Source organism: Bacillus sp. ok061, from assembly GCF_900108285.1.
GTDB lineage: Bacteria > Bacillota > Bacilli > Bacillales > Bacillaceae_G > Bacillus_A > Bacillus_A thuringiensis_S.
In genome coordinates this window covers 12,599-32,000 of sequence record NZ_FNUW01000028.1, presented here as the reverse complement: position 1 = coordinate 32,000, position 19,402 = coordinate 12,599, and the positions used below count along the sequence as shown (strand labels likewise).

Sequence of the window (19,402 nt, the reverse complement as noted above, 5' to 3'; positions counted from 1 at the left end):
GCCAACTAGACGGAAGATATTTTGAAGTGAACTTTAACTATTAAAAGAATTTATTATCATGTTACAAATTCAACTCAAAAATATTGAAATAAAAAGAAGTTCCAAAAGAGGAACTTCTTTTACTTAATTTCGATATCTGCAGAATGAATATGATGTACTTTCCCCTCATGATCCTCCAGAAGTAATACACCATCCTCTGTGATTCCTTTTGCTAACCCCGTAATCGTCTCTCTCATCGTTCGAGCGGTAATTTCTTTCCCGATGCTCACAGCGTAACTTTCCCAAAGAATTTTAATGACAGAGAAACCATTTTGTAAATACTCTTCATATAATTTTTCTAGTTGTAAATAGATTTGTTGCATAAGTTCTGCACGAACAATCGGCTTACCTGATTCAATCGCTAATGAAGTAGCAATGTGCTGAATTTCTTCATCAAAATGTTCTTGCTTTTGATTCGCATTAATACCGATGCCCATAATGACAGCATTAATTTTATCAGGATCCGCTTGCATTTCTGTTAATATACCTACAGCCTTTTTACCTTGAATTAAAATATCATTTGGCCATTTTATTCCCACGCCTACACCTGTACATTTTTCAATTGCCTGTGCAACACTAACAGCCGCTAACAAAGTAAGTTGCGGTGCATGATGAACTGGAATCGATGGGCGTAAAATAATACTCATCCAAATTCCTGTTCCTTTTGGTGAATGCCATTTTCTGCTTAAACGACCTCTTCCCGCTGTTTGTTCTTCTGCTACAACGATAGTTCCTTCTTCTGCACCTTCATAAGCCAGTTTTGCTGCAATGTGCTGCGTTGATTCAACAGTTTCTTCAAAATACACTGTTCTACCAATTCGCTTCGTTTGTAGCCCTAACTGAATTTCATTAGCAGTCACTTTGTCTGGCTTACTTGCAATTCGGTAACCTAATCGACGCACAGCTTCAAGTTCATATCCCTCACTCCGGAGATCTTCCATATGTTTCCACACAGCAGTTCTTGAACAACCAAGTTTATCACTAATCGTTTGGCCGGATACAAACTCGCCATCCGCTTCAGAAAAAACTTGTAATAACTGCTTTCTTATAGTAGATTGCATCCTTGCAGCCACTCCCTTATACGCTCTTTCTCATTAACTACGTTTCCTTGTACGATTGCTTCCTCGATTTTCTGAAGCATTTCAGCAACCCACGGACCAGGCTTTTTGTTTGCCCAGTTTAATAAATCATTACCAGTCACATTCATTTCTTGACGACCCTGGATTGGCAATACATGAAACATTGATTGTACTCGTTTAACAGATGTAGGGTCATAGCTTTCAATCATCGCTTCATATACTCTCTCTGCCATTTCAGCGATATGAATTCCCGTTTTATAAAGAAGGACTGTATCCCAACCCTTCTCCTTTCTAGTACGGATTGCCAATAAAACTGCAACAATATCTTTTATTTTTTTATTCGAAAACTTCCATTGACGTAAAAAGACAGATGGATGTTCTTCTCCGATACAATATAAGAAAAATGCCCACGCCTCAATATCCGTTTCGAAAGAATCCCATTTATACCGCGTAGCTGTTAACAGTCTTTCTTCTGACATTTGTAAATATGGCAAATGAGAAAATAGCTTCGTCTCTACTAATTCTTTGAGACCTTTCACACAATATGTACCAGTTAACAGTTTCTCAAACTCTACTGTAATGCGCTCAATTGCTATATGTTCTAGCAAATGCCCATACGTTTCAATTGCTTGCTTCGTTTTCGTTTCTAATGAAAAACCTAACGTGCTTACAAACCGAATACCACGCATCATTCGCAGGGCATCTTCTTGAAAACGATCTGCAGCATTTCCAACTGTCACGATTTCTCTCTTTTGAATGGCTTCCTGTCCAGCAAATAAATCAACCATTTCGCCTTCTTCTGTCATAGCAATTGCATTCATCGTGAAATCACGACGTTTTAAATCCTCTTCTAATGAACGAACAAATTGAACACTACTAGGTCTTCGAAAATCTTCATATTCGCTTTCTGTTCGAAAAGTAGTTACCTCATAAGGCTCACCATTTTCTAAAACAATTACAGTTCCATGCTCAAGACCAACAGGAACATTTCTTGGGAATATAGCCATCACTTCTTCTGGTAAAGCAGATGTCGCAATATCAATATCTCCAATCGGCCTATCGATAATAAGATCTCGTACGCTCCCACCAACAAAGTAAGCCTCATGTCCTTGTTGCTTTAATGTCTCAATAATAGAACTAGCTTTTTTAAATCTTTCCATTTTTGTCATCCCTTAGTACGTCATAGTAAATCGTTTCATATTGTGAAACAATTTTTTCTGAGCGAAATTGCTCATAAACACTTTCTCTTGCTCGTTCTCCCATATTACGATGAAGTTCCTCGTCCTTTAATAGCTGAGTAGCTTGATTTGCCACTCCTGTTGTATCGCCAACTTCACATAAATATCCTGTTTCCCCGTGTTGAATAACCTCTGGAATACCTCCGACCCGTGTTCCGATACAAGGTACACCACACGCCATTGCTTCTAATAAAACAAGACCAAAACTTTCCTTCTCTGATAGAAGCAACATTAAATCACTCATCGCAAGTAGTTCTGCAACATTATCTTGCTTGCCTAGGAATAAAACGCGATCTTCAATATGTAAATTCTTCACTATCTGTAAAATCGTACAGAATTCTGGTCCGTCTCCAACAAGAAGCAACTTCGCATCTACTTCTTTAACAATTTTAGCAAATGCCTGAACAACATCCTGCACACGTTTCACTTTACGGAAATTCGAAATATGAATAAGTACTTTTTCACTCTCACTTATACCGTATTCTTTCTTTAATTGAGACATATTACGCTTGAAATATACACGTTCGTCTATAAAGTTATATACCGTTTGAATTTCTTTACTTGGTTTTACAAGCTCATGCGTTTCGTTAATTAATGAATGCGAGACAGCAGTTACAACATCCGATTGCTCAATACCAAAACGAATTAAATTATTTAACGAAGGGTCGGAACCTAACACAGTAATATCTGTTCCATGCAAGGTTGTAACAATTTTAATACGCTCCCCGATCATTTGTTTTGCTAAATATGCACAAATCGCATGTGGTATTGCATAATGCACATGTAAAATGTCTAGATTTTCTCTTTGTGCAACCTCTGCCATTTTACTTGCTAACGCTAAATCGTATGGTGGATATTGAAATACAGAGTATTGGTTTACCGTCACTTCATGAAAATAAATGTTTGGATATACTTTATTTAACCGGAATGGTAAACCCGATGTAATAAAGTGAATTTCATGCCCGCGTTCCGCCAATTGCTTTCCTAATTCTGTTCCAACAACTCCAGAACCACCTACAGAAGGATAACATGTAATACCTATTTTTAATTTCATTTACATCCCCCTAATAAATCAGCATGTAATAAAACCGGTTTCTTACTCATAAATCCCTCGGCATACAAGACTCCAACTTCTTTTCCAAACATCTTCTCACGAGCGATCACCGTTTCAACGTATCCTTCTGTTAACGGTGTCTTAACCCCATCACTCCCTGTTGAAAACTGACTTTCATACGATTCTAATGCTTCCACCTTTATAGAGAGGTGCTCACTTATATCTATACAAAAATTCGGTTTATGAAAACCATTAATCATATAATTATAAAAAGACTCCACACGATGTGGTGCAAGTTCCGGCATATATTTACGGATTCCTGCTGAAAAAATAGCCTCTTCCACAAGCTTTGCACAATTTGCATGATCTGGATGGCGATCTTCATAGTACGGTGCAAAAACTAGTTTTGGTTTATATGTACGGATCACCTTGACAATTTCACGTATATACTCTTCTTTCATATACAAACCACGGTCTGGCATCGCTAAATTCAGTCTCGTTTTTACTCCCATTATACGAGCTGCAACCTTTGCTTCTTCTTTTCTCAACTCTATCGTTCCATTTGAAGAAAGATCAGCTTCTGTTAAATCACAAATACCTACTTCATACCCTTGCTTTGTATATTTAGCGATGGTACCAGCCATGCCGATTTCAACATCATCGGCATGAGCACCAAACGCTAATATATGTAATCCACTCATAATTGTTCCCCTCATTTTCTTAACTTACGATAATCTAAATCTCCTCGCTCTAATGCGTGCATTAACATTTCAGCACTTGCCATATTCGTTGCAAGTGGAATCGCATATACATCACATAAACGAAGCAATGCATTCACATCCGGTTCATGCGGCTGTGCTGTTAATGGATCGCGGAAGAAAATCACCATATCTAAATCGTTTTTTGCAATCATTGCACCAATTTCTTGATCTCCACCAAGAGGGCCAGATTGATATCTTGTTACAACTAATCCAGTCTCTTCCATAATGCGAAGCCCTGTCGTTCCTGTTGCAAATAATTCATGTTGCTCAAAAATTGGTTTATATGCGTATGCAAACGAAACCATATCATTTTTCTTTTTGTCATGTGCGATTAAGGCAATTTTCATCCGTTGTCTCCCCTTTAGTCGATAATATTTTCTAAACCGTACACAAGATGATCAAGGTTCATTACTGTCTCAATTGATAGTTTTACACCTGACATAAATGATGCACGATTGAATGAATCATGACGAACTGTTAACATTTGTCCATCTCCACCGAACATTACTTCTTGGTGTGCAATAAGCCCTGGCAAACGTACACTATGAATGTGAATACCGTCTACATTTGCACCACGTGCACCTGCTAGTTGCTCTACTTCATTTGGATGACCTTGCTGCTTTGATTCACGATTTTGACGAATTAATTCTACCGTTTTTACAGCTGTACCAGATGGTGCGTCTAATTTTTGATCATGATGTAATTCAATTACCTCAACATCTTGGAAATATTTCGCTGCCATTTGTGAGAATTTCATCATAAGAACTGCACCAATTGCAAAGTTTGGAGCAATAATTGTTCCTACTGCTTTTTCTTTTGCATTCTCTGTTAAACGTGCCAATTCTTCTTCTGTAAATCCAGTTGTACCAATAACAGAACGAAGTCCACGCTCAACTGCAAGTGTAACGTGTTGTTTCCCAACTTCTGGTGTTGTTAAATCTAACAACACATCTGCTTCTACTTCATCTAAACAAGTATGTAAATCAGCGTAAATCGGTGCATGTAATGCTGGCATGCCAGGTAAATCAGAAATCTTCTCACCACCATGCTTATAATCCACTGCTGCTACTAAATTTAAATGTTCCGTTCTTTCCATAAGAAGGACTGCTTCATGTCCCATACGTCCTCTTGGTCCGGCGATAATTACTTTAATTTCTTTCATTATTCTTTCTCTCCCTCATCAATACGTGTCCAGCGATCTTTATCACGTGTATTAAATTTGTTCATTACAATGTTATGTGCTGTCTCTAAATCAATATTTAAACTATTTGCCATACAAATCATAACAAATAATACATCTCCAAGCTCTTCTTCAATACTATTTTCTTTTTCAGTTGTTTTCTTCGGTTTCTCACCATAATAATGATTTACCTCTCTTGCAAGCTCTCCCATTTCTTCCGTTAAACGAGCCATCATTGCAAGCGGACTGAAATAACCTTCTTTAAACTGACCAATATATGCATCTACTTCTTTCTGCATATCTTTCATCGTTTTTGCTTCCATACTATTCACCTCTAATCCTTCCTCTTTCATGTTAGCCAATTCATCGCGATTTGACAAATATTATTCCCCACCAAACACCTATTTGCGACCCTTTTTTGGATAGACTATAATAAAGTGAAACTTCTTTTGCGATTTTTGCAAAAGATTAGTTGAACCAATCGGGTTCCTACGGCTGGTTTGCCTTTCTTCAGAACTTTATCTCCTACCAGCCGTTGGTACGGGGTAAAGTGAAACTTCTTTTGCGATTTTTGCAAAAGATTAGCCCGAACCAATCGGGTTGCAACTAGAAATTACTTATTATTATGTTTTACTGTTTCAGCGGAGCAATGCAATCATTACATAATTAGGGGGATTTCTATATGACATCAAAATTGAAGATGCGAAATATTATTTTTATTTTAATCGGTTCCGCTATTTTTTCTTTCGGTATTGTGAATATCAATATTGAAAATCACCTTGCAGAAGGTGGATTTACTGGTATTACACTATTATTGTATTTTCTATTTAAGTTTGATCCTTCTTATTCAAACTTAATTTTAAATATCCCTATTTTTTTTATTGGTTGGAAGTTACTTGGAAGAACGACATTTATCTATACACTAATCGGCACATTCAGCGTATCTTTATTTCTATGGATTTTTCAACGTTATGACGTTCTTAACTTACATTTAAACTTACAAAATGATATGACACTCGCAGCTTTATTCGCCGGGGCATTTATCGGTATCGGTCTTGGCATAATATTTAAATATGGCGGGACTACTGGCGGTGTAGATATTATCGCGAGGCTCGCTCATAAATATGTTGGCTGGAGTATGGGTAAAACAATGTTTATGTTCGATGCTGTCGTTATCGTCGTCTCTATTCTTACCTATTTATCATACCGTGAGGGTATGTATACGTTAGTTGCTGTTTTTATCGGGGCTAAAGTCATTGATTTTATGCAAGAAGGAGCCTATGCCGCTAAAGGAGCGACTATTATCTCAGAGAAAAATGATGAAATCGCTGCCAAAATTTTATCTGAAATGGAGCGCGGAGCAACCTTTTTAAAGGCTGTTGGATCGTATACAAAAGTGGAACGTAACGTACTGTATTGCGTTGTTGCTAAAAATGAAATCGTGAAATTAAAAAATATTATTACGTCTGTAGATCCTCATGCCTTTGTTGCTGTAAGTGATGTACATGATGTAGTTGGTGAAGGTTTTACGCTAGATGAAAATAAAAACCCTTTACATAATTAAATGTAACTAGAAAAGCACCTTAGCTTTTCTAGTTTTTTATTACAAGTCTTTTAAGCTTCTCCAAATCCTCATAAATAAGCTCCAATAAACTCCGATTATAAAAAATGGAAGCTGGATGAAAAGTTGGAAAAACATGATATTCATTCTCTGACCATATAAACTCTGCACTTTGCATATCCTTTAATTTTTGAATGGGCTGTTTTAATAATTGCCCATGTACATCTGTGATTTTTTTATTTTTTCCTATTAAACGTTGAAGACCGATATTTCCAAGCGTGACGATAAGCTTCGGATTTATTTTCTCTAATTCATAATCTAATAAAGGCGCATGGGCAACTATTTCTCCTTGATTTGGCGTTCTATTATACTTTTTTTGTATGATTTCACCATTTCGTTCTTTTTTCTCTCGCCATTTATAAGGTCTACTCCGAACAGCGCTCGTAATATATACTTCTTCCCTTGTAACGTGAATACGCTCTAAAAAACCCATTAATTGTTTTCCCGCCCTCCCGCTAAACGGAATCCCATTATGAATTTCTGTTTCACCAGGCGCTTCTCCTAACAACATAAATTTGGGATTTTCAGGGCCTTGTCCACTTAAAAAACCTTCTAGTTGATAAGGAGCACTACGCTCTTTCACTTGTTTTACTAAATGGTCTGGATATTTCATTTCCCCCACCGCCTTTCCGCATTACTTCTATTATTTCTATTTGCAATACATTATATAATTCAAGCCACACAACAAAAAAAGACTATCAAAATTGATAGTCTTTAGTCGTCGCTACGCTGCATACCAGTATACATTAATACGAGACGTAATAATTCAAATACCGCTACAGCTGCAGCTGCTACATATGTTAATGCTGCTGCATTTAATACTTTACGAGCTTGGCCATATTCATCTGTTGATACGATACCTAACGCTTCAATTTGTTGCATTGCACGCTTTGAAGCATCGAACTCAACTGGTAATGTAACAAGTTGAAACACAACACCTGCAGCCATTAAAATAATTCCTAATAACAATAGTTTCGACATTGTCGCAAATATACCAATCATAATAAATACCCATGATATATTCGATCCAAAATTCGCCACAGGAACTAACGAATGACGAATACGCATAAAGTTATAATCTTGCGCATCTTGAATTGCGTGTCCTACTTCATGTGCTGCAACTGCCGTACCAGCAACTGAATGTCCATAATAGTTATCTGTGGATAATCGAACCGTCTTAGCGGTTGGATCATAATGGTCTGATAAATGACCTGGTGTTTCTTCTACAGCTACGTTGTATAATCCATTTTCATCTAAAATTTTTCGAGCCACTTCCGCTCCTGTCATACCTGATGTTGAATAAACTTGTGAATACTTGCTATAGGCACTACGTACTCTTGACTGTGCATACAACGGTATGATCATTATGATCGCGAAGTAAATTAAATAAAACATCATGAACCTCCATTGAAGTTTTAATTATAGTACTTCTCATTCTATTTTCTTCTGCCACTATTGTCAATGAATAAACCTTACAATCCATATCTTTACTTATTACATTATCTATTTTTAGAATGTACATTACTTTTTCTTTTTTCTCTCTCTCCTTTATATTTTCTCCATCCAACATAAGTTAATGTGAATAAAATAAGTCCCCCAGTAATTGTCATAAACCAAATGAGAGAGGGTGCAATTTCATCCTTTTTTACTGTTTGAAATATCTTTTGCAAATCCCCTTTAATAATCCCTAATTGCATTTGGCCGCCTTTCGTTTTTAACATAACGTTACGAAATTCATCCAAATAAGATAAATGAGCATTTACACGCTGTACCTCGTTTTCTGGCAAAGCAATCATTAAGCTTGGATAAATAATATTGAATTCATTTAAAAATGTATTTAACGTTTGTTGAAACTGCCCAACATCTTCTTTTTCCATCGCTTTTTCCATTTGAGAAAAGGCATCCATTACTTTTCTTTCTCTTTCCATCCAAAGCGGTTGATATTTCGATACTTGCGCATCAACAGCAAGTTGTAATGCCAACACATTATCAATTTTAACTTGCTTACCTAAACCTTCTTCAGAGAGCGATTGCTGTGCCTTGTCGTAAGCTAAAGAAATAACTCTAACTTGATCTGGTGTTACTTCCTGCTTCTTTTCATTCCCCTTGATTAAAAATTGCTCCGAGAAAAGTTGTAATACTTGCACTGCTTTTTCATCTTCATTACGCTTTACTAACTGTAACGAGTCGTCTAACAACCCTGTTAGCTCATTCCATTCTTCAGCATATATACGCAACGGAAACATTATAATTAGAAATGCTATCAATCCAATTAATGTTCTCTTCATCCCGGTCCCCCCTATAACTACTAGTACAAAATATGTTAATTTGGACAAGAATAGAACAGAACTGGACCGAAAAATATATTATCGTTTTACAAAGAAAAAAATTCTCTTTAAGCAGAGAATTTTTTCTTTGACATCCTTTTCTTTTTTACGAAATACCTATATAAGCTGTAACAAAGTATACTACCACCTAAAATGAATAATAAAATAGCACACGCAGCATGCATAAAGAACTCCTCTGGTAGCATTAATATAACTGGATCCGTTTCAATATCAAACATCCAATAATCATTACTGAATAAAAGCTTATGGAATAATACAAAGCTCTTTTCAAAATTAATAGCGATTGGTAACATAAGCGCTATTGGAAAAATGATTGTTAAAATCGATCCGTGCAGTAAAAACTTTTCATTTTTCTTTTTTAATAAATAAATTCCGCCTATCACTGCAATCATAATTGTCGCATACATCACATATTGAATCTTTACTAAAATATTTTTAACATCTACAAAATGAATACGGCCATTTGTAGACATATCTAATGTTGGCAAATGTAATGCTCCGTCATAAAACGGGGATAAATATGTAATAAGCACATCGTAATTTCTTTTAATTTCATCCTTCGTCATATCCGCTAAATCAGGAATATTTAAAAAATCAATTTCAAAATAATACAGCCATTTTCCATACACAACTGCCGTTGTTGCAAGTGCAAAAATAGAAAATGCTATGCTATATGAAACAATTAAAGTAATCAATCGATCCAATATTTTTGTACCACTCTTATTTTTCTCCATGTTCTCCCCCTAAATGTTCTAACCGTCATAAAGAAAATTGTTTCCTGTGCTCACGTAAGCAACAATAATATGTAATACATAGTACAGCAATACTTAACCAAAACGTAAAATAACCAATTTCCTCTACAAACAAATGCATAATTCCATATCGCGGCATTTGCCAAAATAAATAATCAATTGCATCGTTATGCAACGTCCACACACCCGCTACTATAAAATGCCATTTTTTTATACGGTAAAATGGAGCATATAAAACACCTTGCACCGCCATCGCAAAGTGCGAAAGCATTAACATGTAGCCCATAAGGCCAATAGGACCTTTTACGTAAATCATAATCGCGTTTACAACAACAGCCCAAATACCATATTTTATTAAAGTAACAATCGCTAACGCTTCTACTAATCCCCAGTTTCTCTTTGTCCAAAAAGCAATTAAAACAAAGACAAAAAAGAGACTCGCCATAGGACTATCTGGTACAAACGGCCAAAATATAGGTGACGTTTCTTTCAATTGATTTCCGTACCATATAAATCCGTAAATTGTACCTAATATGTTAACAATTAATAAAAATAATAATACCGATCGTTGTCTTAACATTGCATACAAGTACACCAATCTGTATGTCCAACACCTTTCAAGATAAGTAATTCATTCACTAAATCCTACTCTATTATAACAAACTTCATCCAACTAAATAGAAAAGCTGACTACAAATTTTGTAGTCAGCTTTTTATTATTTTTTATTATACTTTGCAACGAATTCCGAAAGCTTCTTCAGTTCCTCATCCGTACCTTTAAATACACCTTTAGGCATTGAACCTTTTCCATCTTTCGCAATTTTAGCAATTTCTTCTGGCTTTAAAGTTAAGTTTTGCAGTGCTGGTGCTGCCGCCCCGCCCTGTAAGTTGTCACCATGACATGTTAAACAAGTATTTTTTTGCATTAATTTATAGCCATCATCATTTTTATCAACTGGCGCTGTTTTTACAATTGCTCCTTGTTTCTTTGCAGCTTCCCAGTCGTGATGTGCTACAGATTCCCAAGTTAAAAAGATAATCGATGCAATTGCTAAAAGCATAAATCCAGTTGCTACAGGACGCTTCAATGGACGTCTTTCTGGACCTCGATCAAGAAATGGAGCTAACAGTAATGCACCAAACGCAATCCCTGGCATAATAAACGCTCCAATTACAGTAAATGAACCGGAAGCATAAGAATACTTTAATAACTGATACAAGAATAAGAAATACCAATCTGGAAGTGGTATATATCCAGCATCTGTTGGATCCGCCATTCTCTCAAGTGGCGACGGATGCGCCACTGTTAAACATAAATAACCGATTAAAAAAACTGCACCAACCATCCATTCTTTTAACAAGAAGTTCGGCCAAAATGCTTCTGTTTTCCCTGGGTATTCAGAATAGTCTTTTGGAATATTTGGTTTCCGAGCTACTGGTACCCGAGAATCTCCTACAAACTTCATCCCTTTGCCGCGATGCATAATCTCCCTCCTTTAGTTCTTTCCCCTTTAATTTAGCAATCTCTTATAGTGGACCGGAAATACCTTGTTTGCGAATCATGATGAAGTGGAAGGCCATTAAACCTAGAAGTGCTGCTGGTAAGAAGAAGACGTGAATAGCAAAGAAGCGAGTTAATGTTTGAGCGCCAACAATTTCGGAATGACCAGCGAGTAATGTTTTAATATAAGGACCAATGAGCGGTGTTTGCTCTGCAATTTGAATCCCTACTTTTGTAGCAAATAAAGCTTTCATATCCCACGGTAATAAATATCCGGTAAAACCAAGACCTAACATAACAAAGAAAATAAGAACACCAACAATCCAATTTAACTCACGGGGCTTTTTATACGCACCTTGGAAGAAAACTCTGAGTGTATGTAAAAACATCATTACAATTACGAGACTAGCACCCCAGTGGTGCATACCACGAACAATTTGCCCATAAGCAACTTCATTTTGTAAATAGTAAACTGATTCCCAAGCATTTTTAATATCAGGCACATAATACATCGTCAAAAACATTCCAGATAAAATTTGAATTACAGTAACGAAAAAGGTAAGTCCTCCAAAGCAATAGACGAATGCAGAAAAGTGATGTGCCGGGTTTACATGTTCAGGTACTTCATGATCAGCGATATCACGCCATATTGGTGTAATATCTAATCTTTCATCTACCCAATCATAAATTTTATTTAACATCTACTTTGCACCCCCTCTTGGCTTTGCTTTTCCTAGATACAGCGTTCCATCTTTCACTTTAGACTCGTACACATCAAGCGGAGCAAGGGGTGGCGTACCTTTAATGTTCATCCCATCTTTTGTATAACGCCCCCCGTGACATGGGCAAAAGAATTGATTCGGATGTGCTTTGTCCGAATTCCAGTTAACTGTACATCCTAAATGTTTACATACTGGAGAGAACGCAACAATGTCTCCGCTTTCATCTTTATGAACCCAAGCCGATTTTGGTTCTTCAGACTTGTACCAACCATCAACCTGCTTCACTTTAAAATCGAAACGCTTCGGCTCTGTTGTAATATCCTTTACTTGCGCAACAGCAACCATATCTGTTCCGGCTTCTTTTCTTAACACCGGATCAAGCGCAAATCGCGTCATCGGCATTAAAATACCGGCAGCCATAAAGCCTCCTACCCCTGTGAGTGTGTAATTTAAAAATTGTCTTCTTGACACGCGATGTTCTTTCTCGCTCACGAAAATTTCCCCCCTCTATCAGAAATTGTCCCCTCGTGATAAATTATATAAAAAATAAAAACTAGGACACTATCATGATATAATACGCTCATGCACAGGTCAATATCATACTACTCATAATAATAAGAACTTTCTGTTTATTATCAGTTTCCCCACTTCTCTTCCAACATCACCATTATATTTTTTATATGTGCATGAATAACTTCTCTTTTCGCTTGATCACTAAATTGTTCTAATGCTAATGAAGGAAACCAAAATAAATCTCCCTGTAACTCTTTTATATCCTCTTTCCATGAAAAATCACTTGTAACATAAGCAATATGCTTAAAACCTTCGCTTCGTAAATGATTTGTCCATTCTTGCAAACGACCTTTTTCATTCTTTTGACTTTCTACTAAATACGTAAACGCAGGCAGTAAAAGCACCCTTCCTTTATACTCTCTTTCCAATTCCATACTCAACAATTCGATAAATTCACCTTGTTCTACAACCATTTTCATTTCTTTCGCTGCCGAAATTGATAAAAGCGGTATTACTCCGGTATCAACATACTCTCTTGCTTGCTCAAACTGTTCCACATCTTTTACAATCCATTTCAAATTTCTTCCCCCCTTCATTTACAAATGACAGAACTTTCACTTTATATATATTAAACCATACTAAAAGAGGTAAAAAAAGAAAAACTACCCAATATAGGTAGTTTTTCTTGATAAAAGTCTGAAATTTGTAAAAAATTATTAATCCAAATAAATTCTATAAAGTCCTTAACTCTGCCGTTAATCTATGAAACGCTTCCTTATCTTGCTTATCTAACGCTTCATCAATTTGTTTCAAAAGGCGTTCTCTTCTAAACGAAAATACACTTTCTTCCAAAAATCTTTCTGCAAGTAAACGATCTTTTTCATTTACTTCAATATGCTTTGGTAGATATGGGTTTTCTTCTAATACAGCTACATAATTCGCATTTTGAAACGACGATTTAAAGTTGAGTTGAATATAAATATCCTCATCTCGATTTAAACGAATATCATGAAACGATTTTTCAGCATCTGTTGTCATAACATTTTGTTTAAAAAAGTGAAACGGTGTGTCTTTCACACAATTCGCTGACATCACTAAGCCACGCGGACAATATTTTGCATGCTCTACGAAGTGGACTTTATGCATTAATTGGTCGTGACTCATTAAATAATTCAGAATCCATACACATTCACGCTGTTTCAGTTGGTAATTATTTAAAAACCATTTTACAAAATCCTTCTTCTCGTTTACAGAAACAGGGGTATTCATAGCAATTAAGTCCCTCCTCTGTCTTTCTCTTTTCTTTTTAGATTCAAGAAGCGGCATTCAGTTTCCTTCCAACTTATGAAAAATCCTCTAAATTATATAACAACTCTTCAATATGAATTTGTGTCGGGTCTAGTTGTAATAACTGGATAAATACTTCTTTCGCCTCTTTTCGCTTTCCTTCTTCCAATAAGAAATAACCGTACTCTTCTAAGAAGTCTGGATGATTCTTAAAAGAAGTATATGCACTTTCATAGTGTTTTAATGCATCCGAATACATTTCTAATTGTTTTTTTGCATACGCAAGATCCCAAAGTAGTTGCGTATCTGGTTCTCCACTATCAATAGCACGCTCTACAATTGCAATTAACTCTTCGTACTTTTCTTGTTCTTTTAAGATATACGCATATTTTAATGTTGCTCCTAAATGTCCTGGATCTAACTCAAGCGCTTTTTGAAGAACTTCCTCTGCTTCTACTACTTTTCCTAATTTCGCCGCAATGTTCGCTAATTCTACATAAAACGGCACTGAAAGCTCATCTACTTTAATTCCTTCATGAAGCGTTTCATAGCTTTCTTGAAGCATCCCTTCTTTTTCATAGCTTTTCGCTAAATACATGTACAGTGATGCGTACTCAGGGTCTAATTCTTTTAGTTCTTGCCAAGCACCAATTGCTCTCTGATATTCTTCACCTTGGTATAATGTGAAGGCATATCCAAATAATGAGTGAATATCTTTTTGTTCCTCTAGGCCTGCTTCATAATAAGAAATCGCCTCTTCCCAGTTTCCGATCGCGCTTAACGTTTCTGCAAGACGAAGTGCGATCACAACACCACCCATTACGTTATGTTCCGCTAATAGCGATTCATAATAAATAATTGCCTTTTGTTCTTCACCTTTACTACTATATAATTCTGCCAATCCAAACGTAATAACAGGTTCATCAGGCATCATTTCTTTCGCCTTTAATAGTTTTTGCTCTGCTACATCATCAAAACCTTGCATTTGGAATAAATCTGCAACAAGTAATAACGATTGAACATATAAATCGTCATTTTCTGGAATATCATGAAGCACTTCAATCGCTTCATCTTCTTTATCTAGATCAATATATAATTCTGCTAAAAATACAGTGAATTCACTTTCTTCCGGATATAGTAAACGTAAGTCTTCAGTAATTGCTAATGCCTCATCTGTAAATCCAAGTGTATGATAGTAACGAGCGATATCATACTTCTCTTCATCATTCGCAATTTTTAATTGTTCTTTTAATAATTGTAATCCTTTTTCCGCTTCACCATTTTCAATATATGAAACAGCTTGTTCAAACTTTTGCATAAACGTCTCCTTTAATTCTAAAAAATATTCTCTTCTGTTCATTTATCATAAGCAACTCACTGTTAGAACGCAACCTTTAGAATGAGCATGCTTCTTCTTATACTTCTTCTTATACTTCTTCTTACAGAGTAGTTAATTGTTCAAAAGGTTCGGATATGACACCGATACCTTATCATCTTCTATTGTACCGCTTTCTTTTATGACCGTGCAAATAACTTCTCTCACTAATTATCAAGCCATACAAACCGTGATTTACAGAACAACTTAATTACTAGTCTTCAACCTTTATTTTTAATACGATAAAAAAGGCTCCTATAATAGGAGCCTTCACAATCTCTTAAGAATATGTTTCTTCTTTCTGTACTTTCTCATTTACAAGCTCTTTCAGCAACTCTATAATTTCATCATTTTCTTCTTTCAAACCGACAGTAATACGAATACCATCATCGATACCAAATGCAGCACCTGAACGAACGATATATCCTTTTTTCATTAATCGTTCGAAAGCTTCATTACCTGGTATACCAAGTTTTAAGAAAATGAAATTTGTTTGAGATGGATAATAGAATACGCTATATTCTTTACAAAATGCATAATACTGATTTAGACCTTCAGCATTCTTTTGCACACAATCTTGTAAAAAGGCTTGATCTTCTAATGCAGCGAGTGCTACAGATTGCGCTACAGTTGATGTATTGAATGGTAACCTCGCTACTTCTAGCTGTCCGATTAACTTCGCATCCCCAATCGCATATCCGATACGAAAAGCAGCTAAACCATATGCTTTTGAAAACGTGCGTAAAACCATAAGATTTTCATATTTTTCAAGAAGTGGTAATGTTTGCGGATAGTCTTCTGCTTCCGCGTATTCATAATATGCTTCGTCCATAATAACGAGAGCCGACTTAGGAACTGATTCTAAAAATGAAAGTAATTTTTGTTTTTCAACATATGTACCTGTCGGATTATTCGGATTACAAATCCATACAATTTTCGTTTTATCATCCACTTGCTGTAACATCGCATCTAAATCATGAATGCCATCTTTTAGTGGTACTTCACGAACTTCTGCTCCTTCAATAACAGCATGGTGATGGTATTGCGAGAATGTTGGATTCGCCATTACAATATTTGTTCCTTCGTGTAGTAATGCACGGCTAATCATTTGAATGACTTCATCTAATCCACTACCAAATAACAGTTGTTCTGCTTTGACACCTAACTGCTCTGCTACTTTTGTCCGAAGTTCAAATGCATATCCATCTGGATAAAGAGCGTATTGACTCGCTAAAGAAGTTAATGCTTCTGTTACGCGTGCTGAACAACCGAATGGATTTTCGTTCGATGCTAATTTCACAATTTTTGATAACCCATATTCCCTTTTTACTTCTTCAATATTTTTCCCAGGTACATATGCTCTCAAAGTTAACAATTGCTCTTTCACTCTCATTTTTCTTCCCCCAGTCATTTTATTCAATTACAATACGGTTATAATCCCTTACTATAATCGCTTATCATTACCGTCACTATTACGAGAATACCTCTAAATGAGCACTTCACAGCACTTCGCTATCATTTTAAACCATATCTTTTTGAAATGCCTCTAACGCAATATGAACAGTCTCATCTGAAATAGATACGACATTCACTACCCCATATTCCTGCATAAGCACCATATGAATTGCTCCTGCATTTGCTTTCTTATCTTGTTTCATCAATTTAACAAGGCGCTCTACATTCAAATCTCTTGGCATTTTTGGATAGCCGTATTTCAAGAACCACTGCTTCATATCTTCATAAGCAAGATCAACCTTGTACACTTGCTCACTTAAAAATATGGCGAATAACATTCCCACCGCTACGCCGTCACCGTGAGTAATATTTCCATACCCTAGCTCTTTTTCAAGAGCATGTCCTAACGTATGTCCAAAGTTCAAATGGGCACGTACACCCTTCTCTTTTTCATCTTGTGATACAACATTTGCCTTTACAGGAATCGCCTTCGTTAATATATGGATTAACTTCTCATCACGAAGATCCGCTAATGTTTGCACTTCTTCTTTTAACCAATGATATAGCTCCACATCACCAATAAGAGCATGCTTTATCACCTCTGCATAACCTGAACGCCACTCTTTTTCAGGAAGAGACTGTAAAAACGGTGTATGATATACTACTGCTTCTGGCTGATGGAATGCACCAATCATATTTTTACCTAACGGATGATTAATCGCTACTTTCCCACCCACTGCGCTATCGTGCGCTAATAAAGTCGTCGGAACCTGCACAAAGCGAATACCACGCATAAACGACGCAGCAACAAAACCAGCTAAATCTCCAATCATTCCGCCTCCAAGTGCAAGAATTAAAGAATTTCTATCTAATTTATTTTCAAGAGCTGACGTATGAGCTGCATAGAAATTTTCGAAAGACTTCTCTTTTTCGCCACTTGGTACAACAAACGAAAACACGTCCTGCTCTACTTGTAATGCATCGATAACTGTCTGTAAATGCAGTGATGCAACAGCTTCATCTGAAATGATCATTACGTTAGATACCGCGGGCTGCATACTTTGAACGATCGTTGTTAAGTGTGACAACGCTTCTTTACCAACATGTACATCATATTCTTTTGATTTCGTTTGAATATGTATGTTTCCCATTAAAATCCCCTCGCATATTCATTATGTTTCTCGATATTTTCACGAATTAGTTCCATACGATCTAATCCGAATTGTTCTATTAAAGCTGTCGCTAATTCCCAAGCCACAACTGCTTCTGCAACGACACTAGCTGCTGGCACTGCACAACTATCTGAACGTTCAATGCTCGCTGTAAAAGGCTCTTTCGTATCAATATCTACACTTTGAAGAGGTTTATAAAGTGTAGGTATCGGTTTCATCACACCTCGCACAACAATTGGCATTCCAGTCGTCATACCGCCTTCTAATCCACCTGCATTATTTGTTCTTCGTGTATATCCATGCTCCTCATTCCACAGAATTTCATCATGAACTTCACTTCCCGGTCTATGTGCTGCTTCAAAACCAATTCCAATCTCGACACCTTTAAAAGCATTAATACTCATAATTGCAGTTGCTAATTTCGCATCCAGTTTTCGATCATAATGCACGTAGCTACCTACTCCAATTGGCATTCCCTCCACAATTACTTCAACGATTCCACCGATTGAATCACCATTTGCTTTCGCACCATCAATTGCTTTCATCATTTGGTTACCAGCTTCTTCATCTAAGCAACGTACAGGTGATGCTTCTGTAATACTCTTTAAGTCTTCAATTGAACTATACGTAACCTCCTTAGCTTGTACACCGCCAATTTCAATTACATGGCCCGCCAATTTAATACCAAGTTCTGCTAACACCTTTTTAGCAACCGCACCAGCAGCAACACGCACCGTCGTTTCACGCGCTGAGGAACGTTCCAGTACATTTCTCATATCTCTATGACCATATTTAATTGCACCATTTAAATCAGCATGCCCAGGCCTTGGTTTTGTCACTTTCCTTTTCATCTCTTTTTCTTCTTGTTCCGTTAAAGGTTCTGCACCCATAACTTTTGTCCAATGTGCAAAATCACGATTTTCAACAACGAGTGCAATAGGGGAACCTAATGTTTCTCCATGTCTAACACCACTTAAAATTTGCACTTGATCCGTTTCAATTTGCATGCGTCTACCACGCCCATATCCCTTTTGTCTTCTAGCTAACTCTTCGTTTATATCATCCGCTACTAAAGACAATCCTGCTGGAACACCTTCTATAATCGTTGTAAGTTGCGGACCATGAGATTCACCAGCTGTAATATATCGCATACGTTATTCCTCTTTTCGTATATGTATTTATCTCACTATATTAACTTTTATCATTCTAAAAATATTAAAGAAATTATATCATAAATCGACCATTTTCTTATTCTATATTTCCGATAGGCCTAATTTAAATATCAATATATCATAACAGCTCAAA

The 19,402-nt window shown here is 36.4% G+C and carries 22 protein-coding genes; 1 reads left to right on the top strand and 21 read right to left on the bottom strand.

Annotated features, from left to right (window positions below; genetic code table 11):
• Window positions 1-119: 119 nt before the first annotated feature.
• Genes C4S65_RS26715 through C4S65_RS26685 form a run of 7 tightly spaced genes read right to left on the bottom strand, consistent with a single transcriptional unit; the run spans window position 120 to window position 5,674 of the window.
• Window positions 120-1,100, bottom strand: coding sequence for a biotin--[acetyl-CoA-carboxylase] ligase (locus tag C4S65_RS26715; protein ID WP_001192058.1), 981 nt, complete (start codon window positions 1,098-1,100; stop codon window positions 120-122).
• Entirely contained in the window at window positions 1,085-2,278 is a 1,194-nt protein-coding gene (locus tag C4S65_RS26710) for a CCA tRNA nucleotidyltransferase (protein ID WP_086405877.1), read from the bottom strand. Before C4S65_RS26710 ends, C4S65_RS26715 begins: the two co-directional genes overlap by 16 nt.
• On the bottom strand, window positions 2,265-3,410 hold the full coding sequence (gene bshA, locus C4S65_RS26705) for an N-acetyl-alpha-D-glucosaminyl L-malate synthase BshA (RefSeq protein WP_000768306.1): 1,146 nt from the start codon (window positions 3,408-3,410) through the stop codon (window positions 2,265-2,267). The genes C4S65_RS26710 and bshA overlap by 14 nt, the downstream gene beginning before the upstream one ends.
• Entirely contained in the window at window positions 3,407-4,111 is a 705-nt protein-coding gene (gene bshB1 / locus C4S65_RS26700) for a bacillithiol biosynthesis deacetylase BshB1 (protein WP_000015671.1), read from the bottom strand. The genes bshA and bshB1 overlap by 4 nt, the downstream gene beginning before the upstream one ends.
• An 11-nt stretch (window positions 4,112-4,122) precedes the next feature.
• Window positions 4,123-4,518: a methylglyoxal synthase gene (gene mgsA, locus C4S65_RS26695; protein WP_000684768.1), complete on the bottom strand. Its 396-nt coding sequence runs from the start codon at window positions 4,516-4,518 to the stop codon at window positions 4,123-4,125.
• 14 nt (window positions 4,519-4,532) lie between these two features.
• Window positions 4,533-5,333 (bottom strand): dihydrodipicolinate reductase, encoded by an 801-nt coding sequence (gene dapB / locus C4S65_RS26690; protein WP_000658818.1) that lies wholly within the window; start codon window positions 5,331-5,333, stop codon window positions 4,533-4,535.
• Window positions 5,333-5,674, bottom strand: a complete 342-nt coding sequence (locus tag C4S65_RS26685; protein WP_014894810.1) for a nucleotide pyrophosphohydrolase — start codon at window positions 5,672-5,674, stop codon at window positions 5,333-5,335. Before C4S65_RS26685 ends, dapB begins: the two co-directional genes overlap by 1 nt.
• 359 nt (window positions 5,675-6,033) lie before the next feature.
• Between C4S65_RS26685 and C4S65_RS26675 the strand changes: the two genes are divergently transcribed.
• Window positions 6,034-6,915 carry a YitT family protein gene (locus C4S65_RS26675; RefSeq protein WP_000202118.1) on the top strand — a complete coding sequence of 294 codons (882 nt, stop codon included), beginning with the start codon at window positions 6,034-6,036 and terminating at the stop codon, window positions 6,913-6,915.
• A gap of 28 nt (window positions 6,916-6,943) precedes the next feature.
• Here C4S65_RS26675 and C4S65_RS26670 read toward each other — a convergent pair whose 3' ends face one another.
• From C4S65_RS26670 to aroC, 14 genes are all read right to left on the bottom strand, one after another.
• Window positions 6,944-7,585: a uracil-DNA glycosylase gene (locus C4S65_RS26670; RefSeq protein ID WP_000876852.1), complete on the bottom strand. Its 642-nt coding sequence runs from the start codon at window positions 7,583-7,585 to the stop codon at window positions 6,944-6,946.
• A 101-nt stretch (window positions 7,586-7,686) separates the two neighbouring features.
• Window positions 7,687-8,370, bottom strand: coding sequence for a zinc metallopeptidase (locus C4S65_RS26665; protein WP_011109966.1), 684 nt, complete (start codon window positions 8,368-8,370; stop codon window positions 7,687-7,689).
• 101 nt (window positions 8,371-8,471) lie between these two features.
• Complete coding sequence (ypjB, locus tag C4S65_RS26660; RefSeq protein ID WP_000831588.1) at window positions 8,472-9,260, bottom strand: sporulation protein YpjB; 789 nt, start codon at window positions 9,258-9,260, stop codon at window positions 8,472-8,474.
• Window positions 9,261-9,367: 107 nt separating this feature from the next.
• Window positions 9,368-10,054, bottom strand: a complete 687-nt coding sequence (locus tag C4S65_RS26655; protein WP_000414366.1) for a TIGR01906 family membrane protein — start codon at window positions 10,052-10,054, stop codon at window positions 9,368-9,370.
• Window positions 10,055-10,079: 25 nt separating this feature from the next.
• Window positions 10,080-10,670 carry a DUF1405 domain-containing protein gene (locus C4S65_RS26650; protein WP_116365365.1) on the bottom strand — a complete coding sequence of 197 codons (591 nt, stop codon included), beginning with the start codon at window positions 10,668-10,670 and terminating at the stop codon, window positions 10,080-10,082.
• Between the two features lie 118 nt (window positions 10,671-10,788).
• The gene (gene qcrC / locus C4S65_RS26645; RefSeq protein WP_000554601.1) at window positions 10,789-11,556 is read right to left on the bottom strand and encodes a menaquinol-cytochrome c reductase cytochrome b/c subunit; all 768 of its coding nucleotides are present in this window, start codon (window positions 11,554-11,556) and stop codon (window positions 10,789-10,791) included.
• A gap of 43 nt (window positions 11,557-11,599) precedes the next feature.
• Window positions 11,600-12,274 (bottom strand): menaquinol-cytochrome c reductase cytochrome b subunit, encoded by a 675-nt coding sequence (qcrB, locus tag C4S65_RS26640; RefSeq protein WP_000932700.1) that lies wholly within the window; start codon window positions 12,272-12,274, stop codon window positions 11,600-11,602.
• Window positions 12,275-12,787, bottom strand: a complete 513-nt coding sequence (qcrA, locus tag C4S65_RS26635) for a menaquinol-cytochrome c reductase iron-sulfur subunit (RefSeq protein WP_001290420.1) — start codon at window positions 12,785-12,787, stop codon at window positions 12,275-12,277.
• Between the two features lie 143 nt (window positions 12,788-12,930).
• Window positions 12,931-13,404 (bottom strand): YpiF family protein, encoded by a 474-nt coding sequence (locus tag C4S65_RS26630; protein WP_003306633.1) that lies wholly within the window; start codon window positions 13,402-13,404, stop codon window positions 12,931-12,933.
• A 136-nt stretch (window positions 13,405-13,540) separates the two neighbouring features.
• Entirely contained in the window at window positions 13,541-14,077 is a 537-nt protein-coding gene (locus tag C4S65_RS26625; RefSeq protein ID WP_001095926.1) for a ReoY family proteolytic degradation factor, read from the bottom strand.
• A 73-nt stretch (window positions 14,078-14,150) separates the two neighbouring features.
• Window positions 14,151-15,413, bottom strand: a complete 1,263-nt coding sequence (locus C4S65_RS26620) for a tetratricopeptide repeat protein (protein ID WP_001168666.1) — start codon at window positions 15,411-15,413, stop codon at window positions 14,151-14,153.
• Window positions 15,414-15,750: 337 nt separating this feature from the next.
• Window positions 15,751-16,863, bottom strand: coding sequence for a histidinol-phosphate transaminase (hisC, locus tag C4S65_RS26615; RefSeq protein ID WP_086405875.1), 1,113 nt, complete (start codon window positions 16,861-16,863; stop codon window positions 15,751-15,753).
• A gap of 127 nt (window positions 16,864-16,990) precedes the next feature.
• Window positions 16,991-18,076, bottom strand: coding sequence for a 3-dehydroquinate synthase (aroB, locus tag C4S65_RS26610; protein WP_000526807.1), 1,086 nt, complete (start codon window positions 18,074-18,076; stop codon window positions 16,991-16,993).
• Window positions 18,076-19,248, bottom strand: a complete 1,173-nt coding sequence (gene aroC / locus C4S65_RS26605) for a chorismate synthase (RefSeq protein WP_061666887.1) — start codon at window positions 19,246-19,248, stop codon at window positions 18,076-18,078. Before aroC ends, aroB begins: the two co-directional genes overlap by 1 nt.
• Window positions 19,249-19,402 lie beyond the last annotated feature (154 nt).

Bases quoted from the DNA above. Each gene is read 5' to 3' on its own strand.
- C4S65_RS26715 (WP_001192058.1), bottom strand. From the start codon at position 1,100: ATGCAATCTACTATAAGAAAGCAGTTATTACAAGTTTTTTCTGAAGCG.
- C4S65_RS26710 (WP_086405877.1), bottom strand. From the start codon at position 2,278: ATGGAAAGATTTAAAAAAGCTAGTTCTATTATTGAGACATTAAAGCAA.
- bshA (WP_000768306.1), bottom strand. From the start codon at position 3,410: ATGAAATTAAAAATAGGTATTACATGTTATCCTTCTGTAGGTGGTTCT.
- bshB1 (WP_000015671.1), bottom strand. From the start codon at position 4,111: ATGAGTGGATTACATATATTAGCGTTTGGTGCTCATGCCGATGATGTT.
- mgsA (WP_000684768.1), bottom strand. From the start codon at position 4,518: ATGAAAATTGCCTTAATCGCACATGACAAAAAGAAAAATGATATGGTT.
- dapB (WP_000658818.1), bottom strand. From the start codon at position 5,333: ATGAAAGAAATTAAAGTAATTATCGCCGGACCAAGAGGACGTATGGGA.
- C4S65_RS26685 (WP_014894810.1), bottom strand. From the start codon at position 5,674: ATGGAAGCAAAAACGATGAAAGATATGCAGAAAGAAGTAGATGCATAT.
- C4S65_RS26675 (WP_000202118.1), top strand. From the start codon at position 6,034: ATGACATCAAAATTGAAGATGCGAAATATTATTTTTATTTTAATCGGT.
- C4S65_RS26670 (WP_000876852.1), bottom strand. From the start codon at position 7,585: ATGAAATATCCAGACCATTTAGTAAAACAAGTGAAAGAGCGTAGTGCT.
- C4S65_RS26665 (WP_011109966.1), bottom strand. From the start codon at position 8,370: ATGATGTTTTATTTAATTTACTTCGCGATCATAATGATCATACCGTTG.
- ypjB (WP_000831588.1), bottom strand. From the start codon at position 9,260: ATGAAGAGAACATTAATTGGATTGATAGCATTTCTAATTATAATGTTT.
- C4S65_RS26655 (WP_000414366.1), bottom strand. From the start codon at position 10,054: ATGGAGAAAAATAAGAGTGGTACAAAAATATTGGATCGATTGATTACT.
- qcrC (WP_000554601.1), bottom strand. From the start codon at position 11,556: ATGCATCGCGGCAAAGGGATGAAGTTTGTAGGAGATTCTCGGGTACCA.
- qcrB (WP_000932700.1), bottom strand. From the start codon at position 12,274: ATGTTAAATAAAATTTATGATTGGGTAGATGAAAGATTAGATATTACA.
- C4S65_RS26630 (WP_003306633.1), bottom strand. From the start codon at position 13,404: ATGAAGGGGGGAAGAAATTTGAAATGGATTGTAAAAGATGTGGAACAG.
- C4S65_RS26625 (WP_001095926.1), bottom strand. From the start codon at position 14,077: ATGAATACCCCTGTTTCTGTAAACGAGAAGAAGGATTTTGTAAAATGG.
- C4S65_RS26620 (WP_001168666.1), bottom strand. From the start codon at position 15,413: ATGCAAAAGTTTGAACAAGCTGTTTCATATATTGAAAATGGTGAAGCG.
- hisC (WP_086405875.1), bottom strand. From the start codon at position 16,863: ATGAGAGTGAAAGAGCAATTGTTAACTTTGAGAGCATATGTACCTGGG.
- aroB (WP_000526807.1), bottom strand. From the start codon at position 18,076: ATGGGAAACATACATATTCAAACGAAATCAAAAGAATATGATGTACAT.
- aroC (WP_061666887.1), bottom strand. From the start codon at position 19,248: ATGCGATATATTACAGCTGGTGAATCTCATGGTCCGCAACTTACAACG.